We start from the raw sequence: 19,011 nt of genomic DNA on the forward strand, positions 1-19,011 counted from the left end.
GCCGTGCGTTGGAAGGGCCGCGAGGCCGTTAGACGTCGAGTTCTTCTTTCACGAACTGGGCGTTTTCCTGAATGAACTGGAAGCGCGCGTCGGCGCGCTTGCCCATCAGGCGTTCGACCAAATCCTCGATGCTGGCCTCGGCGTCGGGCACCGTAATGCGGGCCAGTGTGCGTTTCTTGGGATCCATGGTGGTCTCCTTCAGTTGGGAGGCCATCATTTCGCCCAGGCCCTTGAACCGGCCGATCTCGGTTTTCTTGCCCTTGAAGACCGTCGCCAGCAGTTCGTCGCGGTGGGCGTCGTCACGGGCGTATTCGCTCAGAGGCCCGGCGCTGATGCGATAGAGCGGCGGCAGGGCCATGAAGACCCGGCCCTGGCGGATCGTCTCGGGCATGACGCGATAGAAGAAGGTGATGAGCAGGGCCGCGATGTGGGCGCCGTCCACGTCGGCGTCGGTCATGATGACGATCCGCTCGTAGCGCAGGTCATCGATGTTGAACCGGTTGCCGGGCTGGACGCCCAAGGCCAGGGCCAAGTCGGACAGTTCGACGTTGGCGCGCAGCTTGTCGGCGGTGGCGGAGGCGACGTTCAGGATCTTGCCGCGCAGGGGCAGGATCGCCTGGGTCGTGCGGTCGCGCGCCTGTTTGGCCGAGCCGCCGGCCGAATCGCCTTCGACGATGAAGAGTTCGGTGCCCTCAGCGGCCTGACGGGAGCAGTCGGACAGTTTCCCGGGCAGGCGCAGCTTGCGGGTGGCGGCGGCGCGCTGGACCTCCTTGTCCTTGCGGCGGCGCAAGCGCTCTTCGGCCCGGTCGATGACGTAACCGAGCAGGGCGTTGGCCTGTTTCGGGCTCTCGGTCAGCCAGTGGTCCAGAGGGTCGCGCAGCAACTGCTCTACGATGCGCGCGCCCTCGGGCGAGGACAGACGGTCCTTGGTCTGGCCCTGGAACTCGGGATTGCGGATGAAGACGCTGATCAGGGCGCCGGCATTGGCGATGACGTCCTCGGCCGTGATGACTGAGGCGCGTTTCTCATTGGTCAGTTCGCCATAGGCCTTCAGCCCCTTGACCAAGGCGGCGCGGAACCCGGCTTCGTGCGTGCCGCCGTCGGGGGTGGAGACGGTGTTGCAGTAGGACTGGATGAAGCCGTCCGCCTCGCCGAAACCGACGGGCGACCAGGTGACGGCCCATTCGAAGGCGCCCGCTTCGCCTTGACGCTCGGCGCGGCCGGCGAAGGTGGGGGTGACGGTTTCCAGTTGACCGATGCGGTCGGCCAGAGCGTCGGCCAGGCCGCCTGGGAAGTGCAGACTAGCCTGGGCCGGCGTGGCGTCAGTGATCCGCTCTGATGCGCAGGTCCACCGGATTTCGACGCCGCGGAACAGATAGGCTTTTGACCGTGCCATGCGGAAGAGGCGCGCCGGCTTGAAAGCCGCTCCCATGCCGAAGATTTCGTCGTCGGGCTTGAAGCGGATCAGGGTGCCGCGCTTCTTGGACGGGCCGATCTGCTGGATCGGGGCCAGGACGTGGCCGCGACTGAAGGCCTGTTTCCATTCGAAACCGTCGCGCCAGACCGTGACCTCCACGCTTTCGCTCAGGGCATTGACGACCGAGACGCCGACGCCGTGCAAACCGCCTGAGGTTTCATAGGCTTTACCGGAAAACTTGCCGCCAGAGTGGAGGACGGTCATGACGACTTCCAGCGCCGACTTGCCGGGGTGTTTGGGGTGTGGGTCCACCGGAATGCCGCGTCCGTCGTCGCGCACTGACAGATAGCCGTTGGCGTCCAGATCGACGGTGATCAGCTTGGCGTGTTTGGCCACCGCCTCGTCCATGGCGTTGTCCAGGACTTCGGCGAACAGGTGGTGCAGGGCGCGCTCGTCGGTGCCGCCGATATACATGCCGGGGCGTTTGCGAACGGGCTCCAGGCCTTCCAGCACCTCGATGGAGGAGGCGGAATAGCCGGTGGCGGCCGCCGTCGTGGCCGTGGCCTGAACAGGTGGCGGCGCGGGGGTTGGGGCGATAATGGGCGCAGCCGCAGGCGGGGTCACCGCAACAGGCTTGGGCGGCTCGGGTTTGCGAGCTTCGGGTTCGTCGTCAAAAGCGAAGAGGTCGGCGGCCATTCACATAGTCTGAGGCGATTCGGGACCGGGTCTGGTAGGCCCGTGAGGCCGGTCGAGCAAGCGGAGCACGAACCGGGGCCGGATCAAAGGTCACGGCGCGGGCCATAATCGCCAGCATCAGGATCCACGGCAGGTTGGCGTGGGTCAGCAGGACGCTCTCCGAAAGGCTCAAAGCGGTGAAGACCGACAGATAGGCGATGCTCCAATAGCCTTCGCGCGCGCCGAGCCCGTTCGTGCGCGCGACGACGAAGATCGCAGAGAGCGCCATGACGGCGCCCACCGCCACCGCACCGGGCCAACCCAGTTGCACGAGAAGGTCGATCCAGCCGTTGTGAGCGGAAGGCACGGGCCATTGGGTCTCGATGCGGATTTCGCGTGCGGGGATCGAGTCCACGCCCCAGAAGGCGCTGAAGCCGTATCCGGTCCAAGGGCGCTCGGCCACCTTCCGCATCAGGGCTTCCCAGATCAGCGTGCGGCCTGTCAGCGAAGGATCCTTGCCCAGCGCCTCGAGGATTGCGGCGGAGTCGGAGTTCCACAGCCAGGTCGCGCCCGCCGCAACGATGACGGCAAGCCAGATGCCGATGACGGTGATGACCGCGCCGCCCTGCTTCAACGCCCACCACCCGCCGATCATGCCCAGGCCCAGCCCCCAGCATAGAAGCGATGTCTTGGATTGCGTGGCGAGGACCAAAAGCGTGGTCAGACCTAATGTCAGCAGGCTGATCCAGAACCGACGGCTGCGTCCCGCGATATGATCGGCGGCCAGGGTCGCTGCGGCGGAGACGGCGCCCACCACCATGACCAGCCCCATCTGGTTCTTCTCGTACCACAGGCCGCGCCACAGGCCGGCGTTGTCAAATTGGTGCACCCCGACCTTCGGATAGCCGAAAACCATGATCAGGCTGCCGACCGCCATCACAAGACAGGTGTACATCAGGACACGCGGCAGGGCGTCGTCACGGAATCGGGCGCCCAGATAGATGGCGAAGGCGCTGTTGATCGCCATGGCGATGACGCGGCGTTCAGTGACCTCGGGGTCGATGGACCAATATTTCGAGACGAAACACAGGGCGACCAGGGCGAACATCATTAGCCAAGCGGGCCAGGCGCGGACGACCTTATCGAAGCGAAAGACGATCAGGCCGGCAATGACGGCATAGACCGGCAACCAGATGAACCGCAGGATCGGCGTCTCGACTTGGGTCGGCGCGATGACGGGCGCGATAAGGGCGCCGGTCAGCATGAAGACGACGAAGCCCGCCGCCCACTGTTCCCACAGCGGCGGAGAATCATCCGGGGTCTGAACGGACGGTTCACGCACGGGCGCACAGTCCTTTGCGGCGCTTAAGGAACCGTGAGCGTGGCGGTGAAGGCGGCGAGACCTCGCTCCAGATCGGCGATCAGTTCTGAGGGGTCTTCCAAACCGACATGCAGTCGGATCAGTTCGCCCTCAAGCACAGGCGGATGATGGCGGTAGGCCATCTGATGCGTCTCGTGGGTGATCAGGCTTGCGAACCCGCCCCAAGAATAACCCAGGCCGAACAAGGTCAGGGCGTTCAGGAAGGCCTCGCCCGCCGCCTTGTCGCCGCCCTTCATGACTATGCCCATCAGGGACGCCGCGCCGGTGAAATCTCGCCGCCACAGATCATGACCGATCGAGCCGGGCAGGGGCGGGTAGAGGACGCGGGACACCTCCGGCCGAGCGTGCAGCCACTCCGCGACGATCAAGGCCGACCGCGCCTGTTCAGCATAGCGCAGCGGCAGTGTCCGCAGGCCGCGCAGCGCCAGCCAGGCGTCATCGGGCGACACATGCCAGCCGAGGTCCTCAATCGTGTCGCCGATGGCGCGCAGGCAGGCGGGGTTGTTTGAAGCGATACTGCCCATCAGCACGTCCGAATGACCGCCGACATATTTGGTCACGGCCTGAACACTGACATCCACGCCATGGGCCAGCGGACGATAGGCCAGGCCGGCGGCCCAGGTATTATCGACCACCGTCAGGACGCCTCGTGCGCGGCAGGCCTGGGCTACGGCGGCGACATCGACCATCTCGAATGTGAGAGAGGCTGGCGACTCCATCAGCACCAACCGCGTGCGCTCGCCAATGGCGGCCAGAACAGTCTGCGCATCTGCGTCTGCGGGCAAAAAGCGGGTCGTGACGCCGCGGGCCGATTGATACCGGCTCAGGAACCGGCGCGTCGGACCATAGACGGCGTCGGTCGTGATCACCTCGTCGCCCGGCCTCAAAAGCGCCAGCAGCGGAACCGTGACGGCCGCAAGACCCGACGGAACCAGAAAGGCGTCCTTTGCCCCTTCCAGATCGGCCAGGGCGCGGCGAAGATCGCGGGCGGCGCTGCTGCCACTGAGGCCATAGGTCGGCCCGTCGGTCTCGTCGCGCATGACGGCCGCGCTATCGCTCAACATCGTCGAGGCGCGTTCGACCGGCGGATTGACGCCGCGCCGACCGTGGCCGCGTCGCGTGGCGGCGGCGATCAGGCGGGTGCGGTCCGAAAGCGGCGACATGGCCCCTCCGATGGGTTGCGGATCGGTCCCTAAAGGCCTCTAAAGCCATCGGGGCGCAAGCGGCGAGGGATAGGAACGCGATGCGGTGCTGGACGATCGGAGCGATGGCCGTTGTGCTGATGACGACGGCTTGCGGGCGCAAGGACGCCAGCCCTGCGCCGGAAGCCAGCCCCGCCACGCCCGCGCAAACGTCTTCGACGGCGGTCGCAAAAAGCCCGACGCTGGCCGCCATCAAACGCCGCGGTCGCCTGAATTGTGGCGTGCATCAGGGGTTGGTCGGCTTCGCCTACACCGACAATCGCGGCCAGTGGCGCGGCTTCGACGTGGATTTCTGTCGCGCGACGGCGGCGGCGGTGCTGGGCGATGCCGATGCGGTGCGGTTCGTGCCTCTGTCGGCGTCGGATCGTTTCACGGCGCTGAACGACGGCCGGATCGATGTGCTTTGGCGCAATTCGTCCTGGACCATGAGCCGCGACGCGGGCGAGGGGTTCGTCTTCGCCGGGATCAACTATTACGACGGCCAGGGCTTTCTGGTCCGGCGGTCGCTGAACCTGAACAGCGCCACCGAACTGACAGGTGCGCGGGTCTGCGTTCAGTCGGGTTCGACGTCCCAGGCCAACGCCGCCGACTATTTCCGGTCTCGCGGCATCGAATACCGGCCCGTCGTGTTCGAGACTGAGGAAGCGGCGCGCGACGCCTATGGCCGTGAAGATTGCGACGCATTCAGCGCCGACATCTCTGCGCTAGCCGCCGCGCGAACTGTGCTGACCAATCCCAACGAACATGTGATCTTGTCCGATGTCGCGTCCAAGGAGCCGCTGGGGCCGGTGGTCAAGGCGGGCGACGAACGCTGGGCCTCGACTGTGCGCTGGACCCTGAACGCCCTGATGCTGGCCGAGGAACTCGGGGTGACCAAGGCGAATGCCGAAGATCAGTTCAAGACCACGACAGACCCGCGCGTCAGGCGTCTTTTGGGTGCCGAGGGCGAGTTCGGTCCCATGCTTGGGCTGTCCGACGATTGGGCCAAGGACGCGGTCGAAGCCGTCGGAAACTATGGCGAGATTTTCGAGCGAAATCTGGGATCACAATCGGCGCTCGACCTGGCGCGCGGTTTGAACGCACAATGGAACGCGCGCCCGGCCGGCTTGATCTATGGCCTGCCGATCCGATAAGCGCCGACGCTTGCATCGCTTCCTGGGGGACAGATGACCGAGACGAAACGCGGCGGCCTTGCGCTGCACTGGCTGATGTTGATCGGCTTCGCAGTCGGGCTGATCGGGGGATTGCTGGTCAATCTGGCGGTGGGGGCCGATGCGGCCTGGGTGGTCTGGCTGACAGACAACGTGACCGGACCGATCGGTCAGATCTTCCTGCGCCTGCTGTTCATGATGGTGATCCCGCTGCTGTTCTCGGCCCTGGTCGTCGGGGTGGCGGAGATGGGCGATCTCAGCTCGCTGGGACGGGCGGGGATTAAGACGCTGCTTCTGACAGTCGTGGTGTCCAGCATCGCGGTGGTCATCGGTCTGGTGATGGTCAATGTCTTCCAGCCCGGGCGAGGCGTCGATCCGGCGGTGGCTCAGCAACTGTTGGAGCAGGGCAAGGACGGCGCCGCCAGCATCGTTCAGACCGGGCGCGACAGCTCGATCCAGCTGGGCGATTTCTTCCTGGATCTGGTGCCGTCGAACGCGGTCACAGCAGCGGCGGAGAACGCGATCCTGCCGCTGATGATCTTCGCCCTGTTCTTCGGCATCGGTCTGGTCATGGCCAAGAGCCCGGCGACGGACCGTCTGCAGGAAGTGATCCAGGGAATCTTCGAGGTCTCCATGACCCTGATCAACCTGTTCATCAAACTGGCGCCGCTGGCCATCGCCTGTCTGATGTTCAACCTGGCGGCCCTGTTCGGTTGGGATTTGCTCGTGCGTTTGGCGGCCTTTGTCGGCGTCGCGGTCGGCGCCATGGCGATCCATATGTTCGTAGTCTATCCGCTGGTGATCTGGCTGGCGGCCGGCCGCTCGCCCATCGCCTTCTTCAAGGGCGTGCGCGAGCCGATGGTGGTGGCCTTCTCGACCGCTTCATCCAACGCGTCTCTGCCGGTGTCGCTTAAGGCGGCCGAGCAAGAGCTGAAGCTGCCGCGCAAGATCGCCCGCTTCGTCCTGACGGTCGGGGCCACCGCCAATCAGAACGGCACGGCCCTGTTTGAAGGCGTTACGGTGCTGTTTCTGGCCCAGTTCTTCGGCATCGACCTGACGATCACGCAGCAGGTCGTGGTCATGCTGGTCTGCATCCTCGGCGGCATCGGTACGGCAGGCGTGCCGGCCGGTTCGCTGCCGGTCGTGGCGATGATCCTGGTGATGGTGAAGGTCCCGCCCGAAGGCATCGGCCTGATCCTTGGCGTCGATCGCTTCCTGGACATGTGCCGCACGACTTTGAACGTTACGGGCGACTTGGTTTTGGCCACCGTCGTTTCGCGTGGCGAGGAAGACGAACCGGCCGACGCCGACGACGTCTTCCCCGCGGCGCCGCCGGCCTGATCTTAGCCGGTTTCGACGGGGGTGTCCGTTCGGGCGCCCCATTCGGCCCAGGAACCGTCATAAAGCCGTGACGAACGGCCGAGTTCGGCCAGGCCTAGCGTCAGTATGGCGGCGGTCACTCCGGATCCGCAGGTGGTGATGACAGGTCGGTTGATATCCACGCCGGCGTCTGCAAAGGCCTCCTCCAAGGCCGCGCCACGCTTCATCGTGCCGTCGTCGTTTAGCAATCGGCCATAAGGGAGGTTGCACGCGCCGGGCATATGGCCGCTGCGAACACCGGGGCGAGGTTCGGGCGCTGCGCCGTCGAATCGGGGTGCGCCGCGCGCGTCGACGACCTGAGCATCCTGGGCCAAGGCCGCGCGCACATCATCCAACGAGGCGACGGCATCGGTCGCCATCTCGGCATGGAAGTCCGTCGCATCCGCTACCGAATGCCCGTGGACGGTCGGCAGGCCGTCGTCACGCCAGCGCGGCAGGCCGCCGTCGAGCACCTGAACCCTCTTCGCGCCCATCGTCTTCAGCATCCACCAGACGCGCGCCGCCGAGAACAATCCGGTGGTATCATAGACGACGATCTGGTCGTCGACGGAGAGGCCCAGCGCCCCGACCGAAGCCCCGAAGGCCTCTGGCGTCGGCATCATGTGGGGCAGGGGGCTGTCTCGAGCCGATATGGCGTCCAGATCGAAAAATACGGCGCCAAGGATATGGGTCTGTTCAAAATCGGCGCGCGCGTCGCGGCCGTCCAGGTGCCAGCTGCCATCGACGATCCGCAAGTCCGGCGCGCCCAATCTCGCGGCGAGGTCTGTCGTCGAAATCAGCGGGCTCATGGGCGAGACAGGCTCAGTTGGATCACGTCAGTGCGGCGAGAGCGGAAACCGGCTTCGCAATAGGCCAGATAGAAGCGCCAGAGCCGCCGGAATCGTTCGTCAAAGCCGGAAAGCTTGCTGATCTCGTTCCAGGACGCCTGGAAACGCTCATCCCAAAGCTTAAGCGTCGCAGCGTAGTCGAGGCCGAACCGTTCTACCGACTGCCAGGACAGTCCGGCTTTCGACACGACCGGCGCCAGCCGGTCTTCGGAGGGGAGCATGCCGCCGGGGAAGACGTACTTCTGGATGAAATCCGTCCGGGCATTGTATTCATCGAAAAGGTCGTCCTTGATCGTGATGATCTGCAACCCGGCCTTACCGCCAGGTTTAAGGACGTCGTGGACCTTGCCGAAGTAAGCGGGCCAATACTCCATGCCCACAGCCTCGAACATCTCGATGGACGCCACCCGATCAAATCGACCCTGCACATCGCGGTAGTCGATCAGCTGAATATCGGCGCGGTCGCTCACACCCGCGTTGAACATGCGCTGGCGAGCGAAATCATGCTGCTCTTTGGAGATCGTGATCCCGGTGATCTTGGCGCCGATCTCGCGCGCTGCGAACTCGGCGAAGCCGCCCCAGCCGCAGCCGATTTCCAGCACTGACATTCCTGCCCGAAGATCCATCATTCGGGCCAAGGCGGCGTATTTCTCACGTTGCGCCGTCTCCAGAGCCTCACCATCACGGCTGAAGCGGGCCGATGAATAGGTCATCGTCCCGTCCAGCCACTGGGAATAGAAGGCATTGCCCAGATCGTAGTGGGCGTGGATGTTCTTCTTCGAGCCGGTCTTGCTGTTACGATTGGTGCGGTGGCTCAGCCAGTTGACCACCCACATGATCAGATTGCCGTCGAACAGGCGCCGGATGTGATCGTAGTTGTCCACTAGGGTTTCAAGCAGGGCGGCCAAGTTCGGACTGTCCCACTCGCCTGCGATATAGCCTTCGGCGAAGCCGATATCGCCGGCCGCCAGCACGCGGCGTGCGAACTGGTAGTCGCGCACGGTCATCATGCCGCTGGGGCCCGGCTGCTTGCCTTGAAGCACATGGGTCTCGCCATTGGGCAGTTGCACCGTCAAGCGGCCGAAGGTCCAGTTGGCGGCCAGAAGCCGCAGCAACATGGCGAACACGCGCGGTGTTCGGCTGGCGACGGCTTCGATATCGGCGTGTGCGACGCTCATCTTTTGACTTTCAACGCGGAATACAAAGGGGGTCAATCACGGTCGCTGTGGTCGTCGCCGCGACCGGAAACCGTCTTCAGGGCAGCGAGCGCCCGATGGCGCGCCTTCTCGTGTTCGACGATCGGCTCGGGGTAATCGCGCCCTAGAACGATTCCGGCGTCACGCAGCACTTCGGTGGGTGCGGTCCAGGGCGACTGCAGCCAGCGGTCGGGCAGGCGGCGAAGTTCCGGCACCCACCGACGGACATAGCCGCCGTCGGGATCGAACTTTTCACCCTGCGTGATGGGATTGAAAATGCGGAAGAAGGGGGAGGCGTCTGCGCCCGAGCCTGCGACCCACTGCCAGTTCTGCACATTGCTGGCGCGGTCGGCATCCACAAGCGTGTCCCAGAACCAGGCTTCGCCTTCGCGCCAGTCGATCAGCAGATGTTTGATCAGGAAGGAGGCGACGACCATCCGAACCCGATTATGCATCCACCCTGTCGTCCAGAGCTGGCGCATGCCGGCGTCCACCAACGGGTATCCGGTCCGCCCCTGTCTCCATGCCTTGAGGCTCGTGTCGTCTTTACGCCAGGGCATGGCGTCATACTCGGGACGGAACGCGCGCTCGGTGATGTAAGGGAAATGATGCAGCAGGTGCGCCGAGAACTCGCGCCAGCCGATCTCAGCAATGAATTTGTCGGCTTCCGCCGATGATACTCTGCCGTCTTTCGCCGCCTGTCGGGCGCGGTCGATCGCCCGCCAGGGGCTGATTTCGCCCCAGTGAAGATGCGGCGACAGGCGGCTGTTGGCGCCCTGCCGGTCGGGAAAGTCGCGATCCTTCGCATAGGTCTTCAGGCCGGATGGTATGAACCTGGACAAGGCCTGCGAGGCCCCGTCTTCCCCTGGCGTCCAGTCGAATCCTTTGGACCAGTCCGGACGATGGGGGTGCAGCTTCCAACTGTCGAGGTCGTCGGATTGAACCGTTCTGGGCGTCTGTATCTGGCGCGGTCCCGTTGTGTGAGCCGGCGCCTCCGCCGTGGCCAAGAGGGCTCTCAAGAACGGGGTGAAGACCTTGTACGGCTGACCCGAACCGTTCAGCACCTCGCCGGGGCGGCAGAGCAGGGCGCCGTTGAAGCCTCGGCATTCGATACCGTCCGCCTTGAGCGCGTGGGCGATTTCGGCGTCATGCTCAAACGCCTCGGGTTCGAACAGGCGGTTCATGAAGACGGTGTCGGCACCGGTTTCGCTGATCAGCGCCTGAAGCTGGTTCAGCGCATTGCCCTTGCGCAGAATCAGGCGCGAACCGCGATCTTGAAGCGCCGCATCCAGCGCCCTCAACGACTTGTCGAGCCACCAGCGCGACGCGGCGCCCATCGGCCGTTCGAAATGCTCGTCCAGAATATAGACAGGCAAGATGGGTCGCCCTGTCTCCGTCGCGTGGGTCAGGGCAGGATTGTCATGCAGTCGCAGATCGCGGCGAAACCACAGGATGACAGGTTTGGTGGCCACGCGGGCGAACTCCGTGATAACTTGCGCGCATCCCTTCAGAGCGCCACCTGATGGCCCAATAGTTGCGGCAAAAGCCGCCTCCACAACACCGAACGTCGAAAGAGCCGCCTCGTGAGCCGACCCAACGCTGTCATTACGTTGTCCGAAGGTCTTCGGACGCCTGTCGTCATCGGCGGCGGCGCAAGAATCGCTTTCATCGCCGGTCCTTGCCAGATGGAGAGCCGCCAGCATGCGCTGGAGACGGCCCATGCGCTGAAGGAAATCGGTGAACGTCTGAACGTCGGCATCATCTACAAGACCAGTTTTGACAAGGCGAACCGGACCAGCGCCAGCGCCGCGCGTGGCATCGGTCTGAAAGACGCCATGCCGATCTTCGCCGAGATTCGCGATGTTACAGGCCTGCCGACCCTGACCGATGTTCACTCCGAGGTTCAGTGCGGTCCGGTCGGCGAGGTCGTCGACGTGCTGCAGATTCCGGCCTTCCTCAGCCGTCAGACCGACCTGCTGCTGGCGGCCGCCGCCACCGGCAAGGCGATCAACATCAAGAAGGGTCAGTTCCTGGCCCCCTGGGACATGAAGAACGTCATCGCCAAGGTGGTCGGCGCCGGCAATCCCAACGTCATGGCCTGCGAACGCGGCGCCAGCTTCGGCTACAACACTCTGGTCAGCGACATGCGGGCACTTCCGGTGCTGCGCGAGATCGGCTGCCCCGTCGTGTTTGATGCGACCCACAGCGTTCAGCAGCCGGGCGGGCAGGGCGCATCGTCGGGTGGTCAGCGCGAGTTCGTGCCAGTGCTGGGGCGCGCTGCCGTGGCCGTCGGCGTCGATGCGGTCTTCATGGAAACCCATCAGGACCCGGATAATGCGCCGTCGGACGGTCCGAACATGGTGCCGCTAAGCCAGTTCGAAGCTCTGGCCGCCGAACTGATCGCTTTCGACGACCTGGCCATCAAGATCGGGGCCAAGGCGCCGGTGGCGCAGGCCGCCTGAATCCTCTAGGTCGGACCCATGTCTGACACCCTGGACCTGGGCGCCCTGCAAAGCCTGCTGGAGCGCGTGCGCGGCCTGAAGATCGCCTGCGTCGGCGACCTGATGCTAGATCGCTACGTCTATGGCGAGGTCAGCCGCATCTCGCCCGAGGCGCCGATCCCTGTGCTTCGCACCAGCCGCACCGTCGCCATGCCAGGCGGCGTCGGCAACGTGGCGCGCAATATCGCGGCGTTGGGCGGGGTGGCGCGGCTTGGCGCCGTAATCGGCGACGACGCGGCCGGGGCGGAACTGACCGCTCTGATCGCCGCCGAGCCGCACATCGAGGACGTCGTGGCGAGGCCGGCAGGCGCGTCCACCATCGTGAAGACGCGCTTCGTTTCGGGGGGGCAACAGTTGCTGCGGCTCGATGACGAGGCTGCGCCGACGGCGATCCAAGATTCGGACGCGTTTACAGATGCCTCGGTCTATTTGCTCTCAGATTACGCCAAGGGCGTCGTCAGCGATGCGCTGCTGGCTTCGGCTCTGAACGCGGCGCAGACATCCGGTGCGCCGGTTGTCGTCGATCCAAAGGGAAGGGACTTCGCTCGCTACGGCGCGGTGGATGTCATCAAGCCGAATGCTTCGGAACTGGCCGGCGCCACCGGCCTGCCGGTCGGGACGGACGCCGAGGTCGAGACGGCGCTGGCTGCCTTACTGGCCGCCACGACCGCCAAGGCGATCATCGTCACCCGTGCGGGCAAGGGGATGAGCCTGGCGCGGCGCGGTGAACCCGTGAAGCACTTCCCCGGCCGGGCGCGCGAGGTCTTCGACGTGTCTGGCGCCGGCGATACAGGCTTGGCCGCCATCGGGTTGGCGCTGGGCGCCGGCGCATCGCTGGAGATGGCGGTCGAGTTCGCCATCCTGGCCTCTGGCGTGGTCGTCGGGAAGGCCGGGACAGCTGTCGTCACACCCGCCGAGCTGATCGAAGCCGAGCTGAGCCAGCACGCCACCGCTGCGGTGTCCAAGGTGACGCCGATCGACGAACTGGCGGTCGAGGTCGAGGACTGGCGACGTCAGGGCCTGAAGATCGGTTTCACCAACGGCTGTTTCGACATCCTGCACCGCGGCCATGTGGCCTATCTGGCGCAGGCCCGTAGCTGGTGCGATCGCCTGGTCGTGGCGCTGAACACCGACGCCTCGGTCAAGCGACTGAAGGGCGAGGGGCGACCGGTGAATGATCTGGACAGTCGTGCCGTCGTCATCGGCGGGCTGGCCAGCGTCGATCGCGTCACCAGTTTCGATGACCCGACGCCGATCGCCCTGATCGAACGGCTGCGTCCTGATGTTCTGATCAAGGGCTCGGATTACACGCGCGAGGGCGTCGTGGGCGGCGATCTGGTCGAAAGCTGGGGCGGCGAGGTCAAGTTGGCCGACTTTAAGGACGGCTATTCAACCACGCGGACGATCGAGAAAATGACAGGGAGCGCGCAGTGACGCCGAGAATGATCGTCGTGACCGGCGGCGCCGGTTTCATCGGCTCGAACATCGTCGCCCGACTGACGGCGGAGACCGCCTACGATGTGGTCGTTTGCGATCGTCTGGAGACGGCCGACCTAGCCAAATGGAAGAACCTGGCCAAGCACGCAATCGCCGACTTCTGGTCGCCCGAAGAACTGTTCGAGCAGCTGGAGCGTCACGCCGAGCGGATTGAGGCCGTGGTGCATATGGGCGCGATCTCTTCGACGACCGAGCCGGACGCCGACCTGATTTTGCGGACCAACTTCATTCTGTCCCGCGACCTGTGGGACTGGTGCGCAATCCGGGGATCGCGAATGATCTACGCGTCTTCGGCTGCGACCTATGGCGATGGCGAGACGGGCTTCAACGACGATGACGATGCAGATTCATTATCGCAGCTTCGTCCGCTAAACGCCTATGGCTATTCGAAAATGCTGTTCGACCAATATGCAGTCCGGCAGGCGGATCGGGGTCGAGCGCCGCCCCAGTGGGCAGGGCTGAAATTCTTCAACGTTTATGGTCCGAACGAAGGTCACAAGGGCGGAATGAAGTCGGTTGTGGCTCAAATCTGGCCGAAGGTTGCGGCGGGCGAGACCGTGACCCTGTTTCGGTCGCACAATCCCAACTATGCGGACGGCGGCCAGATGCGAGACTTCGTCTATATCGACGATGTGGTCGATATCATCGAGTTTTTGCTCCAGTCGCCGCAGGTCTCGGGCATCTTCAACGCTGGCTCGGGTCAGGCGCGGTCGTTCGCCGATCTTGCGCGCGCCACCTTCGAGGCCGCCGGCAAGACGCCCTCCATCGACTATGTCGATACGCCCCTGTCGATCCGCGACCGCTATCAGTATTTCACCGAAGCCCGCATGGATCGCATCCGCGCCGCAGGCTTCGAGGGTCAATCGACGCCGTTGGAAGAGGGCGTGCGGCGCTACGTGCAGGACTTCCTCGCCACGGCTGATCCGTACCGCTGATGCGTCGGCTGACCTTCAGGCAATGGGTCGGATATGCAGGCTTCGCCGCCGTCTTCGTGCTCACGGCGGCCGTCGCGGTGTGGAGCGGCGACATTCTGAGGGCAGGGCTGGACCCGCAGGTGCCGTTCCAGACCTACAAGCCACCGCCCGCGCCCGACTATCGAAAGACATCCTCCTGGGCGCTGATCGACCAAGGCGCGCCCAACCAGGCGGCGGTCTTCTTCGTCATGCCGACCACTTTCGATGGTGGAGCCGAGTGGAATGGGCCGATCGACGATGCACGGGCCAACGCCTATATGCGGCGCGTCGTGCTGCCCAACTATGCGTCGCCCTTCGCCCGGGAGGGCAGGGTCAGCGCGCCGCTGTATCGTCAAGCCAGCCTGTACACCCGCCTGACCTTGCGTGATGACGCGCGCGAAGCGCGCGCCTTCGCCTATGAGGACGTGAAGACCGCTTTCGAACTGTGGCTGCAGCAGCATCCCGCCGGTCCCATTGTTATCGCCGGCGTCGAACAGGGCGGGGAACTGACGGCGCGTCTGGTTCGCGACCAACTTCGCGCCGATCCGGCGCTGAAAGACAGGCTTGTCGCCGCCTATCTGATCGATACTTTGGTCGGGCGCGAGATGTTCCGGCAGGCGATCTCGCCCTGCGACGCCGCTGATCAAACGGGGTGCATCTTGGCCTGGGCGTCGGTGCAGGAGGGCGATGATGCGGGCGCGCGGCGCAAGCTGAGACGCGCTCTGGAATGGGACGATCGCGGCGATCTGGTGAACCTGTCCACTGATCCCATCTGCGTGAATCCTTTGACGGGTGCTGTGAGCCAGCCGCGTGCCGCGGCGCGTCAGCACAGCGGCGCGACCAATGCGACCGGCTTGGAATGGGGCGCCCGACCAGCTCTCACGGGTCGGTTGATCTCCACAGAATGCCGTGGCGGCCTGTTGTGGCATAGCGCGCCTGACGCCGATTTTTTGACAGCTGGCGGCAGTTGGGCGGACCGACGCAAGATCGTGCCCTACAACCTGTTCTACGGCGACATCGAACGTGACGTCAGCGTGCGTTTGGCGGCCTGGCGGGCCAAGCGCGGCCTTTAAGGCGGCCATCCTCTCGGTTTGTCTGGCGCCGCTCGCGTACAGCGGGTAGGCTTGCCGCGTCAGGGAGGGATCTGAATGGACGTGACCACCATCTTCGCCGGCGTTGTGCTCTTGCTGGCCATCGTGCTGTTGATCAGCGTGATCAAGATTGTGCCGCAAGGCCGTGAATTCACAGTCGAACGCTTCGGCAAATACACGAAGACGTTGAGCCCCGGCATCGGCTTCCTGACCCCGTTCGTGGAGCGGGTCGGCCGCCGCATGAACATGATGGAGCAGGTGCTGGACGTGCCGACCCAGGAGGTCATCACCAGGGATAACGCCATGGTGAAGGTCGATGGAATCGTCTTCATCCAGGTTATGGATTCCGCCCGCGCCGCCTATCGCGTCGACGATCTGCCTTACGCCATCTCGCAGCTATGCATGACCAATCTGCGGACCGTGGTCGGTTCGATGGAACTGGACGAGGTGCTGAGCCAGCGCGACAGCATCAACACGCGCCTGCTGCACGTCATCGATGCCGCGACCGAGCCATGGGGCGTCAAGGTCAACCGGATCGAGATCAAGGATCTGACCCCGCCAACCGACATCACCAACGCTATGGCCCGTCAGATGAAGGCCGAGCGCGAACGTCGCGCCGTCATCACCGAGGCTGACGGCGAGAAATCCGCCGCCATCGCCCGCGCCGAGGGCGCCAAACAGGCCGCCATTCTACAGGCTGAGGGCCGCAAGGAAGCCGCCTTCCGCGACGCCGAGGCGCGCGAGCGCGAGGCCGAAGCCGAGGCCCGCGCCACGGCCATGGTGTCGGAAGCCATCGCCCGCGGGGACGTCAACGCCATCAACTATTTCGTCGCTCAGAAATACGTCGAAGCCTTCGCCGAACTGGCGCGCAGCCCGCAGCAACGCACCGTCATCGTGCCCGCCGAAATGGGCGCCTTGGTCGGCACCATCGCCGGCATCGGCGAGATGGTCGGACTGGCCAAGGATCAAAACTCGGCCGCGACGCCGCCCGTGCGGCCCGCGCCGCCCCGCCGCCCCGCCGGGGGCTCCGTTCCACCCTCGGCCTGATCCAAGGAGGCTGACCGATGATGTCGCTTGCTGATCTGTATGTCGCCCAGCCGTTCTGGATCTGGCTGGCGATCGGGGTTCTGCTGCTGGCGGTCGAAGCGATGTTCTCGACCGAATGGCTGCTATGGCCCGCCGTTTCGGCCGGGGTTGTCGCGGTCATGACGGCGGCGGGCGTGCGGTTGGGGCTGCCGGGTGAGGTCGCCGTCTTCGCGGTTCTGACCGTCATCGCCACCCTACTGTCCCGTCGTCTGATCTCCAAAGCCAATCCCGACGGTCCCGACATCAACGACCGCGACAGCCGTCTGGTCGGCCAGCGGGCGCGCGTGGTCGAGACGTTCGTCTCGGGCCGCGGTCGCGTCTTCATCTCCGGCGCTGAATGGCCGGCCGAGATCGTGGGCGAGGCGCCGATCGAGGGGCAGGACGTTGTCGTGACGCGCGTGAACGGCTCGTTGCTGACAGTGCAATCAGCCGTCTGAACGCAACGGTCACATCGGCGTTCGTCAGGCATGACTGACACCCAGAACGCCGTCACGGACGGCTTGCCGACACCCAGGCGCTATTGGGCAATCGTGTCCATCGGCCTGGGCATCACGCTTGCCGTTCTGGATGGCGCGATCGCCAATGTCGCCCTGCCGTCGATTGCGCAGGATTTACAGGCGTCATCGGCCGCCTCGATCTGGATCGTCAACGCCTATCAGATCGCCATCGTGGTCGCCCTTTTGCCGCTGGCGTCGCTGGGCGAGATCGTCGGTTATCGCCGTGTGTCGCAGGCCGGTCTGGCCGTCTTCACCCTGGCCTCCATCGCCTGCGTGTTCGCCAACTCCATCGAGACGCTCAGCCTCGCGCGCGTCTTTCAGGGCTTCGGAGCGGCAGGCATCATGAGCGTCAACGGGGCCTTGGTCCGTTACACCTATCCGCAGCGGCTGCTCGGTCGCGCGGTCGGGATCAACGCGGTGATCGTTTCGTTGGCGGCGGCGGCGGGGCCGACCATCGCCAGCGCTATCTTGGCTGTCGGACATTGGCGCTGGCTGTTTGCGCTGAATGTGCCGATCGGCCTGCTGGCGGTGTCGCTGGCGGGTTTCACCCTGCCACACAACCGACTTCAGCCGCGAAAGCTGAACTGGGTCGGAGCCGCGCTGAACGCTGCGGCGTTCGGCCTGCTGATCACCGGCATTCAATCGCTGGCGCACGGTGAGGCGGCCGTTCTTGGCTTCGGTCTGACAGGGGCAGGGCTCGCAGCCGGGGTCTTGCTGATTCGCCACGAGCGGTCACGAACCTCGCCGTTGATCCCCCTCGACCTGCTGGCGCGACCGATGTTCAGCCTGTCGGTCGCCACATCAATCATATCCTTCACCGCCCAGATGATGGCGTTCGTGGCCTTGCCCTTCTTCCTCCAGGGCACATTGGGGCTTACGGCGGTCGAGACCGGCCTGCTGATGACGCCTTGGCCGCTGGCGACTATGATTGCTGCGCCCTTGGCTGGCTATCTTTCCGATCGCTATTCGGCGGGCGTGCTGGGCGCCATCGGCCTTAGCCTGTTCGCCTGCGGCCTGATGGCGCTGAGTTTCCCTAAGGCCGATTTGAGCCACTTCGACATCGTGTGGCGCATGGCGCTTTGCGGCGCGGGCTTCGGATTTTTCCAGTCGCTCAACAATCGCGCCATGCTGTCGGAAGCGCCTAAGGATCGCGCCGGCGCGGCGGGCGGCACTCTGGGCATGGCGCGGGTCGTCGGGCAATCTTTGGGCGCCGTGGTGGTGGCTTTCCTGCTGTCGGCCGCGCCGATCAACGGGGTCGGTCATGGGTTCCAGATCGCGGCCGTTACAGCCCTGTTTGGCGCGGTGATGAGCGGATCGCGCGTCCGCCGACGTCCTGCCGAGCCGGATAAAGAGGTCGAGGCGGTCTAGCGCCGGGGTAGTTCCGCGACACCGCGATCCGCCAGTTGGTCGGCGCGTTCGTTCAGTTCGTGGCCGGCATGACCCTTTACCCATCGCCATTTCACGTCGTGACGCAGGCGCGCCGCGTCCAGCCGCTGCCATAGATCGGCGTTCTTGACCGGCTTCTTGTCGGCCGTCAGCCAGCCGCGCGCCTTCCAGCCGCGCATCCATTCAGTGATACCCTGCATGACGTATTTGCTGTCGGTATGCAGTTCGACCCTACAGGGCCGTTTCAGGGCTTCCAGCGCCATGATCGCGGCCATCAGCTCCATGCGATTGTTGGTCGTGTTGGCCTCGCCGCCCCATAATTCCTTCTCGTGACCGCCGCCGGCCTGAAGCACGGCGCCCCAGCCGCCGGGGCCGGGATTGCCCTTGCAGGCGCCGTCGGTGTGGATGATGACGTGATCGGAGGGACTCATGGTCGCGCAGACCTACAGCCTCCCTTGGCGCGGGGCCATCACTGCGCCTATATGCGGGTCGAATAAGAGTGGATGGGATCGGATGACCGATCCCCGCGAGGAGATTAGCCATGGGCTCCATGAGCATCTGGCATTGGGCCATCGTCATCGTCGTCATCGCGCTGCTGTTCGGCGGCCGGGGCAAGCTGTCGGGCATCATGGGCGACGCCGCCAAGGGCATCCGCGCCTTCAAGGACGGCCTGAAGGACGAAGACAAGAAGGACGGCCCGCACGAAGGCGTCAGCTCGCTGCCGCGCACCGAGGCGGAAAAGGAAGAGCTGAAGCGCTAGTCGTCGTCTGT

At 64.8% G+C, this 19,011-nt stretch carries 17 protein-coding genes; 10 read left to right on the forward strand and 7 right to left on the reverse strand.

All coding sequences use genetic code 11. From position 1 onward, the window contains the following. Positions 1-28: 28 nt before the first annotated feature. From ABIB58_RS01425 to metC, 3 genes are read right to left on the reverse strand one after another with little or no spacing between them, the layout of a single operon-like run. A complete protein-coding gene (locus ABIB58_RS01425) occupies positions 29-2,113 on the reverse strand; it encodes a DNA topoisomerase IV subunit B (protein WP_045810833.1) in 2,085 nt (694 codons plus the stop codon). Continuing rightward, positions 2,088-3,434 carry an O-antigen ligase family protein gene (locus ABIB58_RS01430; protein WP_354038727.1) on the reverse strand — a complete coding sequence of 449 codons (1,347 nt, stop codon included), beginning with the start codon at positions 3,432-3,434 and terminating at the stop codon, positions 2,088-2,090. The genes ABIB58_RS01425 and ABIB58_RS01430 overlap by 26 nt, the downstream gene beginning before the upstream one ends. Before the next feature lie 23 nt (positions 3,435-3,457). After that, positions 3,458-4,636 (reverse strand): cystathionine beta-lyase, encoded by a 1,179-nt coding sequence (gene metC, locus ABIB58_RS01435; RefSeq protein WP_354038729.1) that lies wholly within the window; start codon positions 4,634-4,636, stop codon positions 3,458-3,460. 104 nt (positions 4,637-4,740) lie between these two features. Between metC and ABIB58_RS01440 the strand changes: the two genes are divergently transcribed. Both ABIB58_RS01440 and ABIB58_RS01445 read left to right on the forward strand, forming a co-directional pair. Next, positions 4,741-5,808 (forward strand): amino acid ABC transporter substrate-binding protein, encoded by a 1,068-nt coding sequence (locus tag ABIB58_RS01440; protein ID WP_045810835.1) that lies wholly within the window; start codon positions 4,741-4,743, stop codon positions 5,806-5,808. Positions 5,809-5,841: 33 nt separating this feature from the next. Next, positions 5,842-7,167: a dicarboxylate/amino acid:cation symporter gene (locus ABIB58_RS01445; RefSeq protein ID WP_045810836.1), complete on the forward strand. Its 1,326-nt coding sequence runs from the start codon at positions 5,842-5,844 to the stop codon at positions 7,165-7,167. A 2-nt stretch (positions 7,168-7,169) separates the two neighbouring features. Here ABIB58_RS01445 and sseA read toward each other — a convergent pair whose 3' ends face one another. The 3 genes from sseA to ABIB58_RS01460 are packed head-to-tail and all read right to left on the reverse strand — an operon-like array spanning position 7,170 to position 10,701. Continuing rightward, positions 7,170-7,994, reverse strand: a complete 825-nt coding sequence (gene sseA, locus ABIB58_RS01450) for a 3-mercaptopyruvate sulfurtransferase (protein ID WP_045810837.1) — start codon at positions 7,992-7,994, stop codon at positions 7,170-7,172. Next, positions 7,991-9,211 (reverse strand): SAM-dependent methyltransferase, encoded by a 1,221-nt coding sequence (locus ABIB58_RS01455; RefSeq protein WP_045810838.1) that lies wholly within the window; start codon positions 9,209-9,211, stop codon positions 7,991-7,993. The genes sseA and ABIB58_RS01455 overlap by 4 nt, the downstream gene beginning before the upstream one ends. 32 nt (positions 9,212-9,243) lie before the next feature. Further along, the gene (locus ABIB58_RS01460) at positions 9,244-10,701 is read right to left on the reverse strand and encodes a cryptochrome/photolyase family protein (protein ID WP_082064423.1); all 1,458 of its coding nucleotides are present in this window, start codon (positions 10,699-10,701) and stop codon (positions 9,244-9,246) included. Between the two features lie 111 nt (positions 10,702-10,812). Here ABIB58_RS01460 and kdsA point away from each other — a divergent pair, with 111 nt between their 5' ends. The 7 genes from kdsA to ABIB58_RS01495 all read left to right on the forward strand — a co-directional run bounded on the left by kdsA (position 10,813) and on the right by ABIB58_RS01495 (position 18,222). Then, on the forward strand, positions 10,813-11,691 hold the full coding sequence (kdsA, locus tag ABIB58_RS01465) for a 3-deoxy-8-phosphooctulonate synthase (protein ID WP_185224107.1): 879 nt from the start codon (positions 10,813-10,815) through the stop codon (positions 11,689-11,691). 18 nt (positions 11,692-11,709) lie between these two features. Continuing rightward, the gene (rfaE2, locus tag ABIB58_RS01470) at positions 11,710-13,164 is read left to right on the forward strand and encodes a D-glycero-beta-D-manno-heptose 1-phosphate adenylyltransferase (protein ID WP_045810840.1); all 1,455 of its coding nucleotides are present in this window, start codon (positions 11,710-11,712) and stop codon (positions 13,162-13,164) included. Between the two features lie 8 nt (positions 13,165-13,172). Then, entirely contained in the window at positions 13,173-14,162 is a 990-nt protein-coding gene (gene rfaD, locus ABIB58_RS01475) for an ADP-glyceromanno-heptose 6-epimerase (protein ID WP_185224323.1), read from the forward strand. Next, positions 14,162-15,253, forward strand: a complete 1,092-nt coding sequence (locus ABIB58_RS01480) for a DUF3089 domain-containing protein (RefSeq protein ID WP_045810842.1) — start codon at positions 14,162-14,164, stop codon at positions 15,251-15,253. The genes rfaD and ABIB58_RS01480 overlap by 1 nt, the downstream gene beginning before the upstream one ends. Before the next feature lie 75 nt (positions 15,254-15,328). Then, positions 15,329-16,318: an SPFH domain-containing protein gene (locus ABIB58_RS01485; protein WP_045810843.1), complete on the forward strand. Its 990-nt coding sequence runs from the start codon at positions 15,329-15,331 to the stop codon at positions 16,316-16,318. A 17-nt stretch (positions 16,319-16,335) separates the two neighbouring features. After that, positions 16,336-16,794, forward strand: coding sequence for an NfeD family protein (locus tag ABIB58_RS01490; RefSeq protein WP_045810844.1), 459 nt, complete (start codon positions 16,336-16,338; stop codon positions 16,792-16,794). A 30-nt stretch (positions 16,795-16,824) separates the two neighbouring features. Further along, positions 16,825-18,222, forward strand: a complete 1,398-nt coding sequence (locus ABIB58_RS01495) for an MFS transporter (protein WP_045810845.1) — start codon at positions 16,825-16,827, stop codon at positions 18,220-18,222. On the opposite strand, the gene rnhA is transcribed toward ABIB58_RS01495, so the two are convergent. Continuing rightward, positions 18,219-18,671, reverse strand: a complete 453-nt coding sequence (rnhA, locus tag ABIB58_RS01500) for a ribonuclease HI (RefSeq protein ID WP_045810846.1) — start codon at positions 18,669-18,671, stop codon at positions 18,219-18,221. The two genes, ABIB58_RS01495 and rnhA, sit on opposite strands and share 4 nt — an antisense overlap. Positions 18,672-18,781: 110 nt before the next feature. Here rnhA and ABIB58_RS01505 point away from each other — a divergent pair, with 110 nt between their 5' ends. Next, positions 18,782-19,000, forward strand: a complete 219-nt coding sequence (locus ABIB58_RS01505; protein ID WP_017503863.1) for a twin-arginine translocase TatA/TatE family subunit — start codon at positions 18,782-18,784, stop codon at positions 18,998-19,000. The last annotated feature ends 11 nt before the right edge of the window (positions 19,001-19,011 follow it).

The organism is Brevundimonas sp. UYEF29 (assembly GCF_040546195.1).
GTDB lineage: Bacteria > Pseudomonadota > Alphaproteobacteria > Caulobacterales > Caulobacteraceae > Brevundimonas > Brevundimonas huaxiensis.

Coding starts and splice junctions, on each gene's coding strand:
- ABIB58_RS01425 (WP_045810833.1), bottom strand. CDS start 2,113: ATGGCCGCCGACCTCTTCGCTTTTGACGACGAACCCGAAGCTCGCAAA.
- metC (WP_354038729.1), bottom strand. CDS start 4,636: ATGTCGCCGCTTTCGGACCGCACCCGCCTGATCGCCGCCGCCACGCGA.
- ABIB58_RS01440 (WP_045810835.1), top strand. CDS start 4,741: ATGGCCGTTGTGCTGATGACGACGGCTTGCGGGCGCAAGGACGCCAGC.
- ABIB58_RS01445 (WP_045810836.1), top strand. CDS start 5,842: ATGACCGAGACGAAACGCGGCGGCCTTGCGCTGCACTGGCTGATGTTG.
- sseA (WP_045810837.1), bottom strand. CDS start 7,994: ATGAGCCCGCTGATTTCGACGACAGACCTCGCCGCGAGATTGGGCGCG.
- ABIB58_RS01455 (WP_045810838.1), bottom strand. CDS start 9,211: ATGAGCGTCGCACACGCCGATATCGAAGCCGTCGCCAGCCGAACACCG.
- rfaE2 (WP_045810840.1), top strand. CDS start 11,710: ATGTCTGACACCCTGGACCTGGGCGCCCTGCAAAGCCTGCTGGAGCGC.
- rfaD (WP_185224323.1), top strand. CDS start 13,173: ATGATCGTCGTGACCGGCGGCGCCGGTTTCATCGGCTCGAACATCGTC.
- ABIB58_RS01480 (WP_045810842.1), top strand. CDS start 14,162: ATGCGTCGGCTGACCTTCAGGCAATGGGTCGGATATGCAGGCTTCGCC.
- ABIB58_RS01485 (WP_045810843.1), top strand. CDS start 15,329: ATGGACGTGACCACCATCTTCGCCGGCGTTGTGCTCTTGCTGGCCATC.
- ABIB58_RS01490 (WP_045810844.1), top strand. CDS start 16,336: ATGATGTCGCTTGCTGATCTGTATGTCGCCCAGCCGTTCTGGATCTGG.
- ABIB58_RS01495 (WP_045810845.1), top strand. CDS start 16,825: ATGACTGACACCCAGAACGCCGTCACGGACGGCTTGCCGACACCCAGG.
- rnhA (WP_045810846.1), bottom strand. CDS start 18,671: ATGAGTCCCTCCGATCACGTCATCATCCACACCGACGGCGCCTGCAAG.
- ABIB58_RS01505 (WP_017503863.1), top strand. CDS start 18,782: ATGGGCTCCATGAGCATCTGGCATTGGGCCATCGTCATCGTCGTCATC.